Annotated in this window: 12 protein-coding genes and 2 pseudogenes; 9 read left to right on the top strand and 5 right to left on the bottom strand. The window is 69.6% G+C overall.

Going from position 1 to position 17,588, the window contains the following annotated elements:
- Positions 1–388: 388 nt before the first annotated feature.
- Both BFN33_RS22580 and BFN33_RS22575 read left to right on the top strand, forming a co-directional pair.
- Positions 389–1,798: a cytochrome ubiquinol oxidase subunit I gene (locus BFN33_RS22580; protein ID WP_069761938.1), complete on the top strand. Its 1,410-nt coding sequence runs from the start codon at positions 389–391 to the stop codon at positions 1,796–1,798.
- Positions 1,799–1,866: 68 nt separating this feature from the next.
- The gene (locus BFN33_RS22575; RefSeq protein WP_069762246.1) at positions 1,867–2,877 is read left to right on the top strand and encodes a cytochrome d ubiquinol oxidase subunit II; all 1,011 of its coding nucleotides are present in this window, start codon (positions 1,867–1,869) and stop codon (positions 2,875–2,877) included.
- A 1,244-nt stretch (positions 2,878–4,121) separates the two neighbouring features.
- On the opposite strand, the gene BFN33_RS22565 is transcribed toward BFN33_RS22575, so the two are convergent.
- Positions 4,122–4,637 carry a DUF2231 domain-containing protein gene (locus BFN33_RS22565; RefSeq protein ID WP_069761936.1) on the bottom strand — a complete coding sequence of 172 codons (516 nt, stop codon included), beginning with the start codon at positions 4,635–4,637 and terminating at the stop codon, positions 4,122–4,124.
- 517 nt (positions 4,638–5,154) lie between these two features.
- Entirely contained in the window at positions 5,155–6,072 is a 918-nt protein-coding gene (locus BFN33_RS22560; RefSeq protein WP_256122833.1) for a LysR family transcriptional regulator, read from the bottom strand.
- A gap of 99 nt (positions 6,073–6,171) precedes the next feature.
- Here BFN33_RS22560 and BFN33_RS22555 point away from each other — a divergent pair, with 99 nt between their 5' ends.
- Positions 6,172–7,194, top strand: a complete 1,023-nt coding sequence (locus BFN33_RS22555; protein WP_069761934.1) for an NADP-dependent oxidoreductase — start codon at positions 6,172–6,174, stop codon at positions 7,192–7,194.
- Positions 7,195–7,506: 312 nt separating this feature from the next.
- Here the strand turns inward: BFN33_RS22555 and BFN33_RS22550 are convergent, their stop codons facing one another.
- Positions 7,507–8,400, bottom strand: coding sequence for an Ig-like domain-containing protein (locus BFN33_RS22550; RefSeq protein ID WP_256122832.1), 894 nt, complete (start codon positions 8,398–8,400; stop codon positions 7,507–7,509).
- On the opposite strand from BFN33_RS22550, the gene BFN33_RS54455 reads away from it, so the two are divergent.
- From BFN33_RS54455 to BFN33_RS55270, 5 genes and pseudogenes are all read left to right on the top strand, one after another.
- Complete coding sequence (locus BFN33_RS54455) at positions 8,282–8,527, top strand: hypothetical protein (RefSeq protein ID WP_256122831.1); 246 nt, start codon at positions 8,282–8,284, stop codon at positions 8,525–8,527. The genes BFN33_RS22550 and BFN33_RS54455 overlap by 119 nt on opposite strands.
- 173 nt (positions 8,528–8,700) lie before the next feature.
- Positions 8,701–9,240, top strand: a pseudogene (locus tag BFN33_RS22545) (IS607 family transposase); the annotation flags it as partial.
- Entirely contained in the window at positions 9,237–10,691 is a 1,455-nt protein-coding gene (gene tnpB, locus BFN33_RS22540; RefSeq protein WP_069761931.1) for an IS607 family element RNA-guided endonuclease TnpB, read from the top strand. The pseudogene BFN33_RS22545 and the gene tnpB, both read left to right, overlap by 4 nt.
- 152 nt (positions 10,692–10,843) lie before the next feature.
- Positions 10,844–11,449, top strand: a complete 606-nt coding sequence (locus BFN33_RS22535; RefSeq protein ID WP_069761930.1) for a TIGR03086 family metal-binding protein — start codon at positions 10,844–10,846, stop codon at positions 11,447–11,449.
- A 272-nt stretch (positions 11,450–11,721) separates the two neighbouring features.
- Positions 11,722–12,018 (top strand): IclR family transcriptional regulator C-terminal domain-containing protein, encoded by a 297-nt coding sequence (locus tag BFN33_RS55270; protein WP_079140951.1) that lies wholly within the window; start codon positions 11,722–11,724, stop codon positions 12,016–12,018.
- Between the two features lie 231 nt (positions 12,019–12,249).
- On the opposite strand, the pseudogene BFN33_RS22530 reads toward BFN33_RS55270, so the two are convergent.
- Positions 12,250–12,791: pseudogene (locus tag BFN33_RS22530) on the bottom strand (YbhB/YbcL family Raf kinase inhibitor-like protein).
- Positions 12,792–13,059: 268 nt separating this feature from the next.
- Between BFN33_RS22530 and BFN33_RS22525 the strand changes: the two are divergent.
- Positions 13,060–13,260, top strand: coding sequence for a hypothetical protein (locus BFN33_RS22525; RefSeq protein WP_141757984.1), 201 nt, complete (start codon positions 13,060–13,062; stop codon positions 13,258–13,260).
- 102 nt (positions 13,261–13,362) lie between these two features.
- Here the strand turns inward: BFN33_RS22525 and BFN33_RS22520 are convergent, their stop codons facing one another.
- Positions 13,363–17,274, bottom strand: a complete 3,912-nt coding sequence (locus BFN33_RS22520; RefSeq protein ID WP_141757983.1) for a LamG domain-containing protein — start codon at positions 17,272–17,274, stop codon at positions 13,363–13,365.
- Positions 17,275–17,588: the final 314 nt, after the last annotated feature.

The raw sequence follows: 17,588 nt of genomic DNA, 5'->3' as shown, positions 1-17,588 counted from the left end.
CGCTCAGCCGGGTTACGCGCCGGCCGGGCCTCCGCGTCGGGCCGCCGTCAGGGCGGTGGTGACGCCAGGCGGGGGACATCGGCGGGGGAGAGGCCGGGGCGCGCCCGGTGCCGGCGTGCGGGATGCCGCCATCGGCCGGGGGCGTCGCGGGCGACGTCTCACGCATCGCCGGATACCCGGCGACGCGTCCCTTCGCGCGCGCACCCGGCCGCAAACCCAGCGTCGTCGACCGGACGGCAAGACGTCAGCGGGAGCCTCCAGGGAATCCTCCCCGCAGGCTCCCGCTCCGCGACACTGCCCGGCGTGTGTCCCGGCGCCCGTGATGCCTTCGGGTTGCTCTTGCGGTGATACCGGTTCGTATCCGCCGATCCGGGTACCACCGGGTGTCATGAGGCACACTTTGCTCACCGGCCCGTGGGTGCTCGCCGGATATGCGGCCGACCGCGTGTCGGAGGGCGATCTCGCTGCGGCGCGTGCGCAGATGGGTTTCTCCCTGGCCTGGCACATCATCGTGGCGTGTCTGGGAGTCGGGCTCCCGGCGCTGACGTTGCTGGCCGAGTGGTACGGCATCCGCACCGGCAACCCGGCGATCCGTCTGCTGGCCCGCCGGTGGGCGCGCGCCATGGGGGTGCTGTTCGCCGTGGGTGCCGTGTCCGGCACGATCCTCAGCTTCGAGATGGGGCTGCTGTGGCCCGGCCTGATGGGAAGGTTCGGTCAGGTGATCGGCCTGCCGTTCGCGCTGGAGGGCATCGCCTTCTTCCTCGAGGCGATCTTCCTCGGCATCTATCTGTACGCGTGGGACCGGATGCCACCCCGCCGCCATCTGCTGACCGGCCTGCCCATCGTGATCGCAGGCACCGCGTCGGCGTTCTTCGTCGTCTGCGCGAACGCCTGGATGAACCAGCCGCGCGGCTTCACCCTGCGCGACGGCAAGGTCGTCGACGTCGATCCATGGGCGGCGATGCTGAATCCGGCCAGCCCGCCGCAGACGCTGCACATGATCCTCGCCGCCTTCATGGTCGCGTCGTTCCTGACGGCCGCGGTGTATGCCGTGGCCATGCTGCGCGGGCGCCGCGACACCTACCACCGGGCGGGGTTCTTCATCCCGTTCACGCTGGGCGCGATCGTGACGCCGTTCCAGATCGTCGCGGGCGACTGGGCAGCGCGTTTCCTGGCCGACTACCAGCCGACGAAGCTCGCGGCCATCGAGGGCGTCTACCGCACCGGCTCGCACGTTCCACTGACCCTCGGCGGCGTCTCGGACGGCAATGGGCTCAAGTACGGCCTGGAAATCCCCAACGGGCTCTCACTGCTGGTCGGTTACCGCCCGGGCACGGTCGTCGAGGGCCTGGACCGGGTACCGCTCGCCCAGCGGCCGCCGGTCACCGGAGTGCACTGGGCCTTCGACCTCATGGTCGCCGTCGGCTTCTTCCTGCTCGCCCTGGGCGTGTGGCTGCTGTGGGCGTGGTGGCGCAGCCGCCGCACCGGGGGCGAGCTGTCCACTCCCCGCCTCTTCCTGGCGTTCAGCGCGGTCGCCGGCCCGGCCGCGGTGGTGGCCCTCGAGTGCGGCTGGACCGTCACGGAGCTCGGCCGGCAGCCCTGGATCGTCTGGGGCGTGATGAGCGTGCGCGAGGCGGTCAATCCCGCTCCCGGTCTCATGACCGGACTGTGGCTGGTCCTGGTCGTGTACGCCGCGATGACGGTCGCCACCGTCTACGTCCTGCGACGCCTCGCCCGCGGCACCCCGGTGCCGCAGGCACCACAGGAGGAGGACGTCACCGCCTATCCCGTCGTATGACGATCCCCGTGACCCGTTGAACGCCCGTTGTACGACCCTTGCCCGTTGTACGACCCTTGGAGGTGACCGTGCTCGCTGACGCGGCGCTCGCCGTGATGTGGCTGGGTCTGACCTGCTACGCCTTGTTCGGAGGAGCCGACTTCGGTGCCGGGGTCTGGGACCTGCTGGCCGGCGGCACCGCCCGCGGCAGGGCCCGGCGCACCCTTATCGAGCACAGCATCGGACCGGTCTGGGAGGCCAACCACGTGTGGCTGATCTTCGTGATCGTGATGCTGTGGTCGGCCTTCTCACCCGTCTTCGCGGCCGTGATGTCCACCCTGTACATCCCGCTGACCCTGGCCGCGTTGGGCATCATCGCTCGGGGCGCCGCCTTCGCCTTCCGCAAAGCGAGTACCGAACTGTGGCAGCAGCGGCTGTTCGGCGCCTGTTTCGCGCTGTCCTCGCTGCTCACACCGTTCTTTCTGGGAACGGTGGCGGGTGGTGTCGCCTCCGGCCGCGTGCCGCCCGGGCTCGCCGAAGGAGACGTGCTCACCAGCTGGCTCAACCCGACCTCGCTGCTGGGCGGCGTACTGGCCGTGGTGACCTGCGCACATCTGGCAGCGGTGTACCTGTGCGCCGACGCGAACCGCGAAGGGCGGCCCGAACTGGCCGCCGCGTTCACACGCGACGCGGTGGCCAGCGGCCTGGTGGCGGGCGTCGTTGCCCTTGCTGGCATTGCGGTACTGCACGCGGACGCCCCCGAACTGTTCCACGGACTGACCCACCGCGCACTGCCACTGGTGATCACCAGCGCGGTGGCCGGTCTCGCCGGCCTGGGCCTGCTGGCCCGACGGCGCTTTGTCTCCGCCCGCGCCGCCGCAGCACTGGCGATCGCCGCGATCCTGTGGGCGTGGGGCACGGCCCAGTACCCGGCCCTCTTGGTCGGCAGCACCACGGTCACCGCGTCCGCGGCGAACTCCTCCGTGCTGTCGGCGATCCTCATCGTGCTCGGGGCGGGAGCGCTGGTGCTCGTGCCCTCGCTGTGGATGCTGTACGCCACCTTCCAACGAGAAACGGCCGACCAGCAGTCCTCCCAGTAAACTCATGGGCCCGTGTCAAAGGGACTGCGGAGCAGAGAAAACGCACCCGCGGCGTCTGGAGCCGAGCTCCCCGCCCAGGGTCTTTGCGTGTAGTCGATTCGTCCGGTTGGCCAGGGGATTCCGAAGGCTGTCGGGGGGGGGTTGATGGGGCGCGGGCGGCGCAGCGGCCGGCTGCGAGCCGGACTCTCTGCTCGGCTCACAGACTCGTTCAAGGCTGAGCGCGATCGCGATCGTGGCGGCTGCGGCGGCGGCGAGCGTGCCGGCCGGCGCGAGATCCCTGACCGCGGTCACCGAGTGGATCGCGGACGCACCCTGCTCGGTCCTCCTGGCCCTCGGCATCAGCATCGACCCGTTCAGCAGGACGGTCACGGTGCCGCATCCCACCACGGTCGCGCTGCTGCTCGGCCGTCTCGACGGCGACGCCTTGGACGCGCCCCATGTCGGAGAGGGACTCCCTCGCTCAACCAGCCATGTGCAGACATCTTGGCACGCCGCTCGCCACGAACGTCGGCCGTGCCGGAGGGCCCACTGATGCTCAGCGGGCGGTCCTGCTCGGTGGGTTCGCCGGCACCTGGCTCCCGGCGGGAGACGTGCGCATACCCCTCACCCGGCATGACCTGGCTCTCTCGGCGGCTACACCGGTCCGGGCATGCTCGTCGCACTCCCGTGCTCGTCCTGTGGGCTCAGCTAGATGGCCCGGATACTCGCCCATCTGGCGGCCTACGGTGCCCACCAGCGCGGTCGCCGACACTTCGGGTTGCGCGCCGTGGCCGAGGACTTCACCGCGCCGGCCGCCGGACGCGCCGACCGGAACCTGCTGTCCCGGCTGCACCGCTCTGCTGCCGGACCGCTGGGCGGCGGCGCAGGCGCCGCGGGTGAGGCGCTGGTCGATGTCGTCCGCGAAGTCACGCAGTGCAGAGGCAGTCGGGCGGGCAGCGCCGTCGGGATGACGGCCACCGGCAGCGCCGGACCCCTGTGCCGTCCCCCGAACCCCCGGAGAACCGGCGATGACCCCCGCCAAGCCCCTGCCCATCGACTGCATCGCCTGCACGGCCCGGGGGCTGTCCAGCGCACTGCTCCCAGGTCGGTCGGCCCCGACGAATGGGGTTGCCCCATCCTCAGGGACCGAACCGTCCCTGCCCATCTCCACCACCCACACCCGCCGGGCACCGCCGCCTGCCCCGCCTGGCCCTCCACGCCGACGACGGTCCTGTGTGACAGGCACTCGTGTTCGGTGATGCAGGTCAGTGCTCGTCCCCGTCGGCGCCTGAGGCCGCCTTGGAGTAGCCGTCGTGCCACGCGGCCTTCGCCCCCGAATCACCGATGCGGTAGACGTCCACGGCGGCTCCCACGGATACGACGAGCGACAGAACGGCAACCGCGATACGCACCGGCGCCGCGGACCGGCGTATGCCGCGAGCCGTCTCGGAGCCGGACGCGGTGCGGCGGGCCGCCCACCAGACGAAGACCGCCAGAACGAACAGACCCCCTGCCCAGGGCAGCAGGCCGTCGCCGAGGTCGGCGTGCCGACGCACCAGCGCGCTGCTGTCGACGTGTTCCTCCAGCCACTCCCCGGCCTGCGTGGCCAGCGGAACGCTCACGAGGGTGACCAGGGCCAGCAGCGGCAGCACCATGCCCATGCGCTGCGCCGCGCTCGACCAGACCGCGCAGACCACGAGTGCCAGCGCTGTCAGCGGTACGAGTACGACGACGAAATGCACGAGCAGGACGTGCGCGGGCAGGCCGTTGATCAGGCCCATGGGAGTTCCTCCAGCAGGTTGGTCACACACGATGTGTCGAAGGCGCGCCAGCCTCGCACAGGAAGTTCTCAACTTCCTCTGAGCTTCCAGGCCGACCAGCCCTTCCCACTGATGAGGGAGTTGCCAGCCATGGCAGTTGGGCTTGTGTACGCCCCGCGGGGCCGGCTGTCCGCGCAGTCGGGACCAGCTGCAGCCCGGTGCTCATGTGGATGTCGTTCGTGATCGCGGGCGTGGCGCTGGGGCGCCTCGACCTGTCTTCGGAAACCGTCCAACAGCGCCTGGGCGCGCTTGGCCCCCCCTCACCATGACCGCGTACGGCATGTCCTTGCTGCTGGCCGACAAGGACCCGCTGGTGCGCCTCGCGGAAGGCGAGCCGTCGTCCGGCGGGTCCGGGTCGATGCCCTCCGACGCCGGTCGTTCCCCGATACGCCGGCGTCGTTGCTCTTGACGAGGCCCACCGATTTTCACGCCGCCAGGCGTGACGGGAGCGGCTGGAGGACTCTTCAGGGGCCCGCGCTCAAGCCTCGCTGTCGAGAAGGTCCACACACTGCGGGACCGTCGCCCGCAATTCCCTCACCAACGCGCGCACGACCGCGGATCCGGCCAGTTCGGAGGTGGTGACATAGCCGACCTGGCGTGTCGGGCGCTCGAGGCCGAGATCAGTGAGCGCGACCGAGTTCGCTGCCCCGACCAAGGAGAGCGCCGGCATGATCGCCATTCCATGACCTCTGCTTACCAAGGAAAGTACGGCCCCGTCGTCCTCGGCCTCGATGGTCGCCTTCGGGATCCAATCCTGTGCTTTCCACCAGTCGCGGGTGTACGAGCCACAGTTTTCGGCCCAGTCGATCAGCGGCAGCGAGCGCGGGGCGGTGCGACCCGTCGGGTGCACCAGGACATACGGCTCTTCAAGGAACCCGCTCGCGACCAGCCCCGGTGGAAGAGGCACGGAGCCGCCGAGTGTCGCGATGGCGATGTCGGCTTTCCCGTCGGCCACTTCGCCCGCGGTGCCGCGTCCCACCTCGCGAACGATCCTCACCCGAGGCTCGATCCCGGGATGCCGGACGCGTAGCCGCTGAAGGACCGGCGGCAGCAGGTGGAGAGCCGCGCTGCGGAAGGCCGCGATCCGCAGCGGCCCCTCCGCCACGTCGGACCGGGCCGCACCGCGCGCCTCGGCGTTCAGGACGTCCAGCAGGCGCAGGATGCGGCGGGCGTGCGCCACGGCTTTTTCCCCGGCGCGGGTCGGACGGGCGCCGGTGCGGCCGCGATCGAAGAGCACGGCACCGATCTTGCGCTCGCTGCCGCGCACCGAGTGAGAGACCGCGGACTGAGTCAGACCACGTGTCTCGGCCGCGGCCGAGAACCCGCCGGCGTCCGCGACCGCAACCAATACGCGCAGTTCGTGCGGGGCGAGATCGGAGTTGGTCGTGCGGGCCACGAGGCGCCACCTCAAGACATGAGAACTGCTCATGGAACGGTCTGTCGCATGAGCCCAACCGGCTGCCCAGGTGGCGCATTCCCGCCTTACCGTCCGGTCATGAACAAGACCGCCCTCACCGTGCACCAGATCGCCCGTCCCCACGGCTTTCCCACCGCCGACCACTTCGCCTTCATCGAGTCCACGCTTCCCGAGCCCGCGGCCGGCAGCGCACTCGTGGAAAACCTCTACTGGTCCGTCGACCCATATCACCGCGAGATGATGGACGACGTGCCCGGCGGCTTCGCGCTCGACGCACCGCTGGAGGGCCGCACCATCGGCCGAGTCATCGCCTCGCGCACGCCTCGGCTGGCCGAGGGCGAGCTCGTGTTCCACAGACAGGGTTGGCGCACGCATGCAGCGGTCACGCCCGAGGAGATCCGACGGCTGCCCCGCTTCGAAGGGGTGCCCCTGACCGCGTACTTGAGCACCCTCGGCGGCACCGGCCTGACCGCCTATGTGGGCCTCACTCGCATCGCCCGGCTCCAGGAGGGCGAGGATCTGTTCGTGTCGGCAGCGGCGGGCGGGGTCGGCACGGCGACAGGCCGGTTCGCCAGACTGCTCGGCGCCGGACGGCTCGTGGGCAGCGCGGGCTCGGCAGCGAAGGTCGGCCACCTTACGCGGGAGGTGGGCTACGACGCCGTGTTCAACTACCACGACGGGCCCGCCGCCGACCTGCTCGCCAAGGCAGCGCCGGATGGCATTGACGTGTTCGTCGACAACGTCGGCGGCGAGCAGCTGGCCGCGGCGGTGGGAGTGCTCCGCGAGTTCGGGCGCATCGTGCGCGTCGGCACGATCAGCCAGTACAACACTCCCGGCACGGCGTCGGCGATCTTCAACTACGCCGACATTGTGGAGAAGAGTATCCGCATGGAGGGGTTCTTGGTCAGCAACTACCGTGACATGCAGGAGGAGTTGTACGAGTTCGCGGTGCCGCATCTGCAGAGCGGCCGGCTCCCGTTGGACGAGACGGTGCTTGACGGGTTCGAGCACATCGTGGACGCGTTCCTGGGAATGCTGCGCGGCGAGAACACCGGCAAGATCATCGTGCGAGACCGTACGGAAGCCTCGTCCGTACGTTGACACCCAACTCGGCACCGCGGAGCGGCCGCCGTCCGGGTCTGACGGGGCGAGCGCGAAGGCCTCGCCACCATGTCCCTTGTCGAGGGCGCCTGGATGCGTCGTGGCACCGCCGAGCACGGTCGGTTCTGCGATTCCTCTGGAGCAGGAGGCCGACCCTTGCACGTGGGAAGCGGGCGCATGCGGCCGTCGTTTCCCGAGCTCCGGCGCAGGATCCGTGATGGAGGTCCGTGCTGGCCGTAGCAGGCGAGCGGTCGGCGGGCCGTGTCCGGGACCTGGACCGTGTTCCGCTCGCACTGCAGGCACTGGCCGCGGTCAAAGGGTGGCGGTCGTCCCCTCGCCGGAGGCGCTGCCGGCGAGCCATTGGTCCCATCCCAGGTTGAAGTCGGCGTAGCCGTTGTCGGCCGGGGCCTTGCCTCGGGGTGAGCCGGTGATGGTGATGGGGTCGCCTTGCTTGACCTGACCGTAGAACCACTTGGCGTCCGACAGGGAAAGGTGGACGCAGCCGTGCGAGCCGCGGGCGCTGCCGCTGCCCGGGTTCGGGTCGCCGGTCGAGTAGTGGACATAGGTGCCGGACTGGGTGAGATGAATGTCCCAGGGCAGTGTCAGGTCGTAGTAATTCGCACTGCCCTTGTCGCAGCTGATTCCGACGCTGCAGGAGGTCATGTGGACCTTCTCCTGCTTGTCGATGACAGCCATCGTGCCGTCCCACGTCGGATACTCCGCGCTGCCCGCGTTGATCGACAGCGTGCGCACCGGCGCGCCGTTGCGGGTCACCTTCATGGTGTGGCCGGTCACCGAGACGTCCGCGCGCACGTCGTCACCGATCTTGAAGGTGTGCGAGTAGTTGTGCACGCCGTAGCGTCCGTTGCCGTTGCTGACGCCCGTCATGTCGGCGTCGATCTTCACCGTCGTACCGGAGGGCCAATATGTCTTCGGGCGCCAGTCGGCGCGCTTGTCGCCCATCCAGTGCCAGGCCCCGGTCACCGTCTGTGAAGCACTCACCTTCATGTGCTTTTCCACCGTGGCCCGCGCCTTGGCCGCCACAGGGTTCGTGAAGATCACCGAAATCGGCATGGCCACGCCGACCGTGGTTCCCGTCTGCGGAGTGATCGTCTCCAGCAGCATCGGCGGCCCTGCGGGTGCCGTCGGTGACGCAGAGACGCTCGCATTCGGCTTTGCCGACGCCTTGGCGTCGTCCCCACTCACCTTGTCGCTGCTGCCCCCACCGCAGGCGCTCGCGCCCACCAGCGTCACACCCGTAACGAATGCGATCCATATGCCGCTCTTGCGCCGTCCCACGAACTGCCCCGGTCTGCTCGCTCTTCGGCCCTGACGGGCCCATCTCCCTGTCAGACAGAGAGAGCGTGGGCCGCAGTTGCGTGCGTTGTGTAAAACGTGTCCCAAGGCTCACTGCCACTGGTCCGGACAGTCCTGCCGTGGTGGGGGCTAACAGCTGTTGCGTAATTCATCAGTGAGTCTCAGCTTCTCTATATCTTGGTCATGTGAAGCTTTCCGAGTGGGCGGCACGCAACGAAGGAGGGCCGTATGCCGGTCCCGGTGCGCCAGACACCTTCCGGCACGTGGCTCGTTGACGAGCCCGCCTTGGAGACGTCCGGCCGCGTCGTGGTGTACTGCCGGGTTTCGTCGACGGACCGGAAGCCGGACCTTGACCGGCAGGTGGCCCGTGTGGTCCAGGGGGCCACTGGTCTGGGCCTGCCGGTTGCGCAGGTCGTGACCGAAATCGGCTCGGGGCTGAATGGCCGGCGCAGCAAGCTGTACCGCCTGCTGTCCGATCCGAAGGCCACGGTGATCGTGGTCGAGCACCGCGACCGGCTGGCCCGGTACGGCGTCGAGCACCTGGAGGCCGTCCTGTCGGCGTCCGGGCGGCGTCTGGTCGTCCTCGACCCCGCCGAGACCGCCGATGACCTGGTGGGTGACATCACCGAGGTGCTCTCGTCGATGTGTGCGCGGCTGTACGGGCGTCGTGCGGCGAAGATCCGGGCGGCCCGCGCGGTGGCCGTGGCGACCGGCGAGGCCGCCGAGTGAAGAAGTTCCAGCCGCAGCCCGGGTTCGTGGTGCAGGCGTACCGCTTCGCACTGGACCCCAACGCCATCCAGGAGCATGCCCTGCGCTCGCACTGCGGCGCGGCGCGTGCCGCGTACAACTGGGCTGTGGGCTGGGTGAGCGCCTCCTGGTGGCAGCGCCGCGCGGAGGAGTCCTACGGCGTCCCGCAGGCCGGGCTGACCAAGTGGCGGCCGTGGTCGCTGCCCGCGTTGCGGAAGGCGTTCAACGCCGCCAAGCACACCGATCCGAGGTTCGCCGCCTGGTGGCAGGAGAACTCCAGAGAGGCGTACTCCACCGGGCTGGCAAACGCGTCGGCCGCGTTCGACAACTACGCGAAGTCGAAGAACGGCAAGCGTAAGGGTGCCCGGATGGGTGTGCCGCGGTTCAAGGTCAAGCGGAAGGCGCGCCTTGCCTGCCGGTTCACCACCGGCACGATCCGTGTGGACACCGACGGCCGGCATGTGACGCTGCCGAGACTGGGCACGATCCGCACGCACGAGCCCACCGTCAAGCTCCTTGCCTGCGTCCAGGCCGGGACGGCCCGGATCCTGTCCGCGACCGTGCGGCACGCGCGCGGACGCTGGTTCGCCTCCTTCCAGGCCGAGGTGAGGCAGGACCTTCTCCCGGTCGCCCGGCCGGACGCGGCGGTCGGGATCGACCTCGGCGTGAAGATGCTCGCGGTCATGGCCGACAGCACGGGCCAGATCCGCGCCGTCGCCAACCCCGGGCACTACGAACGGGCGCGCAGGCAACTGCGTCGCGCCTGCCGGATCGTGTCCCGCCGCCAAGGCCCTGACCGGCGAACCGGGCAGAAGCCGTCGAGGCGGTGGGAGAAGGCCAACGCCCAGCGGAACAAGGTCCATCATCGCGTCGCGAACCTCCGCGAAGATGCCCTGCACAAGTTCACCACGAGCGTTGCGGCCGAGTACGGCACCGTCGTGGTCGAGGATCTCAACGTCGCCGGGATGCTCCGCAACCGGCGCCTGGCCCGCCAGATCGCCGATGCCGGGTTCGGGGAGATCCGACGCCAGCTCACCTACAAGACCCGCCGGCGCCACGGCACCCGCATCGTGGTCGCGGACCGCTGGTACCCCTCCTCGAAGACCTGTTCCGGGTGCGGCGCGGTGAAAGCCAAACTGCCGCTGCACGTGAGGACCTACCAGTGCGACGCCTGCGGTCTGGTTATCGACCGGGACGACAACGCCGCACTCAACCTCGCCGCGCTCGCGGCAGCCGCAACAACTGGTACCGGAGTGGCCGGAGACCAGGACGCCCAATCGGTGTCGAAGCCTCGTGGAGCCGACCAGAAGACCCGCGCCACCCGCCCCCGCCGGACGGCGGAGGCGGGGCGGGCAGGTGGCGCAACCCTGCCGCACCAGCAGCAGACGGAAGCGAGAGACCGTCCTCAAGCCGAAGCCCTCACGCTTTGGTGATGTGACGGACCTTCCGGGCAGAAATGCCCGAAAGGCTGAGAGCCATTGAGGCTCTGAGCATCGGCATTGGCTGTCTTGCCGCCACGGGCCCACAGTGGACGCATGACCAAAACATTCATCACTGCGAGGGCACCACGGATGGAGGCTCTCCGATGAGCGATGGCATGATCGCCAGCGGTTGGGGCGTTCTGGACGCCTCCCACGAAGCACTACGCACGGCGGTTGGCGCGGTCCCCGCCGGCGGCTGGCACCTGCCGACGCCCTGCGAGCGCTGGACCGTCGCCCAGGTCTTCCAGCACGCCGTCGGCGACCAGATCGGCTACGCCGCCGCCCTGACCGGCGAAACCGGCCCCGACTTCAACCCTTTCGACCCGTCCGGCGAGATGGAGGGCGTGGACCCGGCGGCGTTCCTGGAGGATGCCCTGACACGCGCGGCGAAGGCGTGGGCGGGGGTCGACCGGGACGCTGCCGAGGTGCCCACCCCGGTGCCGCCGCACAGGATGTCCCCGTGGTCCGGCTCGGCGGCGTGCGGGCTGGACGCAGCGGTCCACGCCTGGGACATCGCCCTGGCGACGGGCCGGCCGTCGCCGCTCACGCCCGAGTTGGCCCGCCCCCTCCTGAAGGTTGCCAGGGAGATCGTCGAGCCGCTGCGCCCATACGGCGCGTACGCCGCCGCCCTGACCCCCGAGCGGGGCGACGACGACGTCGCGGTCCTTCTGCGTTACCTCGGCCGCGACCCTCGCTGGAGCTCCTCGTAGAGGTCCTCGCAGAAGTTGGCGATCTTGTGACTGTCGGTCGCGTTGCTTGTCGGTCTGGTCGCGGGGAAGGGAGAGCGGCGGTCGTGGATCGTCGCAGACGAACTGCGGGCGTTGATCGGGCCGTTACGTGCGACCGTCGCGCCGTAGGGCATCTGAGCACGGACGGGCTGAGTTTCGAGCTGCCACCCCGTAAAGCTGGCCGTGCGAGCGGCGGCCTGGGAGCACGGCGTGCGTGCGCGGCTGGCTGTCGGCCGGTGATTCACCCTCACGGAATGGACGTTGACCGATCCGCAGGCGCTGCGCGCGACTGGTTGCGGTGCGCCGGGCGCGGCTGGGACGCCGTCGACCAGGAACTGGAGCTCGGACGGCGGTCCTCGGCAGCCCCCGTCTTCGACAGCGAAGGCCGTGCCGTCGCCGCCCTGTCCCTGTCCTGCGGCACCCGCCCCTGCTCTATGGAACACCTTCCCCACCTGCGGACCACGGCACGTGCCGTCAGCGAACCGCGTGGAGCCGGCGCAGCGGCACGGCTGAACACCCGAGAGAACCCGCGACGAACGGACCGCCGATGATTCCTCGTGCCCTCGCCGAACGGCTCCCCTCCGAGCTGCCGGACTACGCGCCGCTGCGCGCGAGGACCCACGCGCCGCCCGGATCCAGCTGGGGACTCTTCGGTAGCGACCACCAGGTGGGCACTCTCAACTTCCGGGCCTGGCACGACCTGCGGAGCACGACGGATGCGCGTGCTGAGCGGTCTCGATGACGACCGAGGTCGAGATGAGACCGCTCAGCACGGCCGTTCTTCAGGCCGCTGGGATCTCAGCGCTGACCGTGAGGACCGCGCGGCCGTGGATATGGCTGGCGATGTTGAAGCCGAGGTAGGCCGGGGTGGCCTCTGCGGTGACGCCGATGGACTCGACGTCGAGGGCGTGGACCACTGTGAAGAAGCGGTGCACGCCATGTCCGGCGGGTGGGTCGGCTCCGATGAAGCGGGCGGCGCGGGCGTCGTTGGGCAGTTGGAAGGCGCCCCCGGGCAGACCCGAGCCGGTGTCGTCACCCGCACCCTCGGGCAGCTCGGTGACGCCGGCCGGGATCTCGGCCACGGCCCCGTGCCAGAAGCCGGAGCCGGTGGGGGCGTCGGGGTCGTACACCGTCACGGCGTAGCTCTGGGTGCCCTCGGGGCGCCGCTCCAGGACAGCTGCGGGGAGACGTCCTTGCCGCCTGTCACGCCGAAGGCGCCGGAGAACTGCTCGGTGGCCCGGGCGGCGCCATCGGCGACGGTGGTACTGGTGACGGTGAAGGTCGCTGCCTCCGGTAGGCGGGCGAAGGGGTCGTTGGCGCTCATCGCGGGTGAATGAGTGCCGGGGGGGGAGCCACCCTGGCCACGAAGGAACTGAGGGCCGGAGTGCCGGCGTTCTTGCAGCCGGGCACCCCGGGGGGATTCGTCGTGGTCGTGGGTCAGCCCTGGAGCCGGTTGACCGCCTGCTTGGCCTCCAGCAGACCCGCCCGCACGTTCCCGTGCGGCTACGGCTCGACGGGTCTGCCTCGAGGGACCAATACCGAGGCAGTCCCGAGCCGTTCCGCTGCAGCGGCGCCTACCTCGGCGCACCGGCTTGTACAAGATGCGCCCCCGCTACTACGACCCCCAGATCGGCCGCTTCATCCGGCGCGCCAGGGCGGCCCAGCTGCTCCCTTGGATGGGCTCTATCGGGGACTGCGTGGACAACGCGGTGATGGAGTACTTCTGGGCCCGGGGCCGGGTCGAACTGTTCAACCGCAGACTGAGTACGAAGTCCACACTCCGCCGCCAGTAGCCTGAAACCGAGCAACTCGGTTCCACCCAACCCCGGGATCCGGAGCGATTCCAGCCCCGCACCCGGAGACTCCAGGTGCGGGCACGTGGGGGAGGGCGGTCGTCAGTCGAGTTGAGCGACCTTGGGCAGATCACCGCCGACCGAGGCGTCGGCCGGGGGCAGGGCGGTGGGATAGACACGAACGTTGCTGATCGCGCCGTTGGTGAATTCGCCGTAGGTGCCCGAGGACAGCTTCCGGCCGAACTGCACGGGGCCGGTCGCGTTCCAGGGGCTGTAGGTCCAGTCCCTGGTGCCCACGAGCTTTCCATCGACGTACAGGCGGATCTCCTTGGCCGAGGCGTCGTAGATGCCGACGAGGTGAGTCCAGCGGCCGACCACCGGCTTGCCGCCGTAGGTCGCCCGCCAGACGGCTCCGTCGGCGTCGGTGCTGTGCCGGCCGAACGCCCAGGCCTGGCCGCCGGAGGAGTAGTACAGCTGGAAGCCGTTGTTGGCGGTGCCGTTCTGGGAGAGGAAGGTGCTGTTGGCGGCCAGGGAGTTGAGCTTGACCCAGGCGGAGACGGTGAAGCTCTTGGAGGTGTCCACCGCCGGGCCCGTCGTACTGCCGTAGCCGGTGGTGCCGTTGAAGGTCACCGCGTTGCCGCGACCGGTGTCGCTGGTCCAGGAGTAGCCGCCGGACAGGGTGGCGTTGAGTGTGCCGGTGCCGTCGGCGGTGGTGGTACCGCTGCCTTCGGCGAGCTTCCACCAGTGGGTGGCGGTATCCGTGACCGAACCCAGTGAGACCGGTGAGGCGAAGCCGTAGGTGGGTGGCGAGGTCAGGACCGGGTTCTGGCGGTAGTTGTACTCGACGAGCTGGCCGAAGGGGCCTACGGCGTAGAGGTCGGGGTTGCCGTCCGGGGCGCCGGGGTTGGTGTCGCCGGTCTGGACGGGGCTGTTGACGTCGCCGGGGGAGGCGACCACGGGGTAGAGGGACGGCGACAGGGTGAGCCCGAGGCTGGTGTGCACGCCTGGGTGCAGCAGAGCTGGAACCAGGGTGGTCGGGTCGACGGTGACCGGGTAGCTGTACAGCTGGCCGGTGGCGTTGTCACGGGACCACAGGACAGGCTTGTCCTTGAACGTGCCCGCCGCGATGAGGGTCTGGGTGGTCCAGTCGCCGTCGCCGAGCAGGATCGGGTTCTTCAGGTGGTATCCGCCGTCGGACTGGTAGATCCAGAGTTCCTTGTTCTCGACGGTGACGACGGCAGGGTAGTCGTCGGTGTTGCCGAAGACATTGCCCGGGGTGATGAGTTGGCTGATGTTCCAGCTCGAGCTGTTGTAGTCGGTGGTGCGGCAGCGGGTGTCGTCCGTGACGACGTCGGACAGTGCGCAGGCGTCCTTGACGACGCGGTCGAACCGTTTGCCGACGAAGCCGCCGAGGGCGGACCAGGACGTTCTGGGGAACGTCCCGTCGTCGACGGGGTCCAAGTCGTTCTTGACGATGTAGAGGTTCTTGCTGGTCCTGTTGTAGGCCCAGAGGTCGTCGCCGTTCGCGCCGTGCAGGTTGCCGCGGTGGGCGATCAGGTAGTTGTTCCAGCCGGTGCCGTCGGGGGAATCGGCCGGGGCGGAGACGGTGACAGGGCCGGTGACGTCCGGCGCGGTGCCGGTCACCGGGTCGCTGGTGACCGGGGCCACGGCCTGGGCGGGATCCCGGTCGCCGGGGACGAGGTCGAGGTCGCCGGTCTTGGTGGTGGCGAGCAGGTCGGGTACCCCGTCGCCACTGATGTCACCCGGCTTGATCGTGGTCGCGGGGTCCCACGGCACGGTGAAGGTGTAGCCGGCGGGGCTGGTGGAGATGTTGCCGGCCCTGTCCACGCCGGCTACGTACAGGGTGTGCACGCCCCAGTCGCGGATCGGGACGGGGATGGTGGCGGTGGAGCGGCCCTGGCTGTCGGTGCCGGTGACCGCGGTGGTCTGGCCGTCAGCATCGGTGGGCGGAGAGTCGAGCTGCCACAGGAATGACTTCATGCCGCTTGACCTGCACGCGCCGGGGTCGCAAGTGGTGTCGCCGGCGGGGGCGTCGGCGCCGACCACGGTGAAGTCGGTGGTCCTGCCGGGGCCTGCGTAGACGGCGGCGCCCTGACGTGCGGCTCCCACCGGCGGGAATGCGGCGTTGTCCGTGATGTCCGGGGTGAGCGGCGCGGTGAAGTCGGTGGAGAACCAGCAGTGGTCGGACTTGCCCGAGGTTAGGTTCTGGTCCGGCGAGTCGTCCTCGGCGTAGACGTCCCAGCCGTACTGATGCCCGTCCTTCAGCGTGGCGCCGATCTTCATGGCCGCGTCGGTGCCGGAGGCCAGCCAGCCGCTGTCCGGGGTCGAGACGGAGGCGCCGTTGCCGTCGCCGTCGGGGTCGACCGTGCGGTCCCAGACGTAGTAGTGCGCCCTGACCTTCTCGCCGGATATCTGGCTCGTGACGGTGGAGTGCAGGGTGATGTCGCTGCCGGCGTCCGAGTAGGTGGTGGCGCCGATCCAGCCCACGCCGCTGGTGGTGCAGGCAGCCGAAGCGCCCGTGGCGGCCGGCGTGGTGTGCAGACTGGTCGGCACTCCCGGCGGGATGTCGAACTTGGTGGTGAGGGTCAGCGTGGTCGACATGCGCAGGTAGTCGTCGTTGGAGGAGGACTCCGACTCGTTGCCGTACAGGCCAATGGTCCAGGTGTTGGCGCCGTCGCCGAAGGTGCCGTCCGCGTCGTAGCCGTCGCCGTCCTGATCGGCGATCTTCTGAGCCTGGGCCTTCACGTGGAAGGTGGCGGTGCTGTTGCTGCAGGAGCTGCCCGAGTTGGCGCCGCTGGGCACGGTGTCGGTCACCGGCGGAAAGGCGGAGTCGTGGACGCCGGGCCGGGACAGCCAGTCGGTGCTTGAGCTGATCGCGTTCGTGGTGTGCAGCGTGAGCGGCTGGTTGTGACTGCAGTCGTAGCTTGCCGCGAACGTGGTGGAGATCTTCACGTAGGCGTCGTAGACCACGAACGACGGGTGCAGACCGCCGGTGTTGATCCCCCAGTAGGAGCGCTCCACACCGACTCCGCAGGCGCCGCCCCAGCGCTGGTAACCCGCCCCCTGGCCGTTGGTCTGCGCCTTGTCGTACTGCGGCGAGTTGTCGCAGGCGGAGCTGGAGTAGACCTCGGTGTAGTGGCCGGCCGTGGAGGAGACCGGGTTGGTGTAGGGGTCGATGTACACCGGATAGGTGGTGTCCGGGTCGGCGAGCATGCCCGCGTCAGGGGTCAGTGTCATGGCGTTGCTGGTGGCGGTCATGGCGACCGGCTCCGTGTCGGCCTCAGGACCGGGACCGTCCACCGAGGATGTCACGCCGGCCGCCGGTCCGCCGAGTTTGACGGGGGTGGAGGAGGAGTCCCACATCAGCGGCTGCGGGCTGGTGTAGGCGAGGTCGCCCTCGGTGGACGTCGCCTTCATGCTGTCGGAGTCGGTGGTGGCCAGCGTGAGATCGTGGGTGTCGACGGCCAGCTTGAGCTGCTGCAGCTGGGGGTTGGCGGCGGCGTCCGCGTCATGGACGACCAGGACATCGCTGAAACCGCCCTGGTCGGTGACGGACACCGACAGGTCGACGCCGGGCAGTACCGAGGGGTACAGGGCGGTGTCGTCGCTGACCCTCGGCGTGGGCAGGCGGAAAGGCAGGGTCAAGGCCATGCTGGGCCCGTCGGCGTGGGTCAGCGTGACGAGCGGACCGGTGCCACCGCCCGAGAGGGTGACGAGGTTCGGTGTGGCCCTGGGTGTGTATCCGCCGTGGCCGTCGGCGACCAGGGTGGCGTCCACCGGGGTCCAGATGCCGTCCTTGAATACCCGGGTGGGCAGTGCGCTGGTGGTGTTGGTGAAGGTGCCGTCCGGCAGGGCTTCGATGGTGGAGACCTCAGTGGTCACCGCGTCGACCGGGACGGTCTTTCCGGTGGAAAGGGCCTCGGCCCGGGCCGCCAGCAGCGGGTCGGACGGAGCGGTCGCAGAGTCGTCGGCGACGGCCGGGAGGGCCGCCATCAAACTGAGAACGGCGGCGAACAGGGCCAGTCTGCCGGCTGGAACGGCGCGTCTGTGGCCGGTGCGTATCGGTGGTCTCAACACCTGGCGGGCGTCCTTCGGTTCGCGGGCAGCAGGGTGGGAGGCCTGGTTGCCACAGAGAGCAGGGAAGTGATCAATTCCGGCACAGAAACTACACAGCATCCGCCATGTACATGCATGGTCTTGGCCTGGAAAGGGCAAAGCGCCTTGAGTCGTGATCATGGCGGTACCTAACCTCCGGGTCGGTCACTCACCTGTGATCCGACTGTGTGGCGGCCCTCAAAAGGGCGTGT

The sequence above is a fragment of the Streptomyces sp. LUP47B genome, assembly GCF_001746295.1.
In the GTDB taxonomy this organism is placed as follows: domain Bacteria; phylum Actinomycetota; class Actinomycetes; order Streptomycetales; family Streptomycetaceae; genus Streptomyces.
The sequence above is the reverse complement of the archived record's forward strand: the minus strand, read 5'-3'. Positions and strand labels throughout refer to the sequence as shown.

Bases quoted from the DNA above. Each gene is read 5' to 3' on its own strand.
- BFN33_RS22580 (WP_069761938.1), top strand. From the start codon at position 389: ATGAGGCACACTTTGCTCACCGGCCCGTGGGTGCTCGCCGGATATGCG.
- BFN33_RS22565 (WP_069761936.1), bottom strand. From the start codon at position 4,637: ATGGGCCTGATCAACGGCCTGCCCGCGCACGTCCTGCTCGTGCATTTC.
- BFN33_RS22555 (WP_069761934.1), top strand. From the start codon at position 6,172: ATGAACAAGACCGCCCTCACCGTGCACCAGATCGCCCGTCCCCACGGC.
- BFN33_RS22535 (WP_069761930.1), top strand. From the start codon at position 10,844: ATGAGCGATGGCATGATCGCCAGCGGTTGGGGCGTTCTGGACGCCTCC.
- BFN33_RS55270 (WP_079140951.1), top strand. From the start codon at position 11,722: ATGGACGTTGACCGATCCGCAGGCGCTGCGCGCGACTGGTTGCGGTGC.
- BFN33_RS22520 (WP_141757983.1), bottom strand. From the start codon at position 17,274: ATGGCGGCCCTCCCGGCCGTCGCCGACGACTCTGCGACCGCTCCGTCC.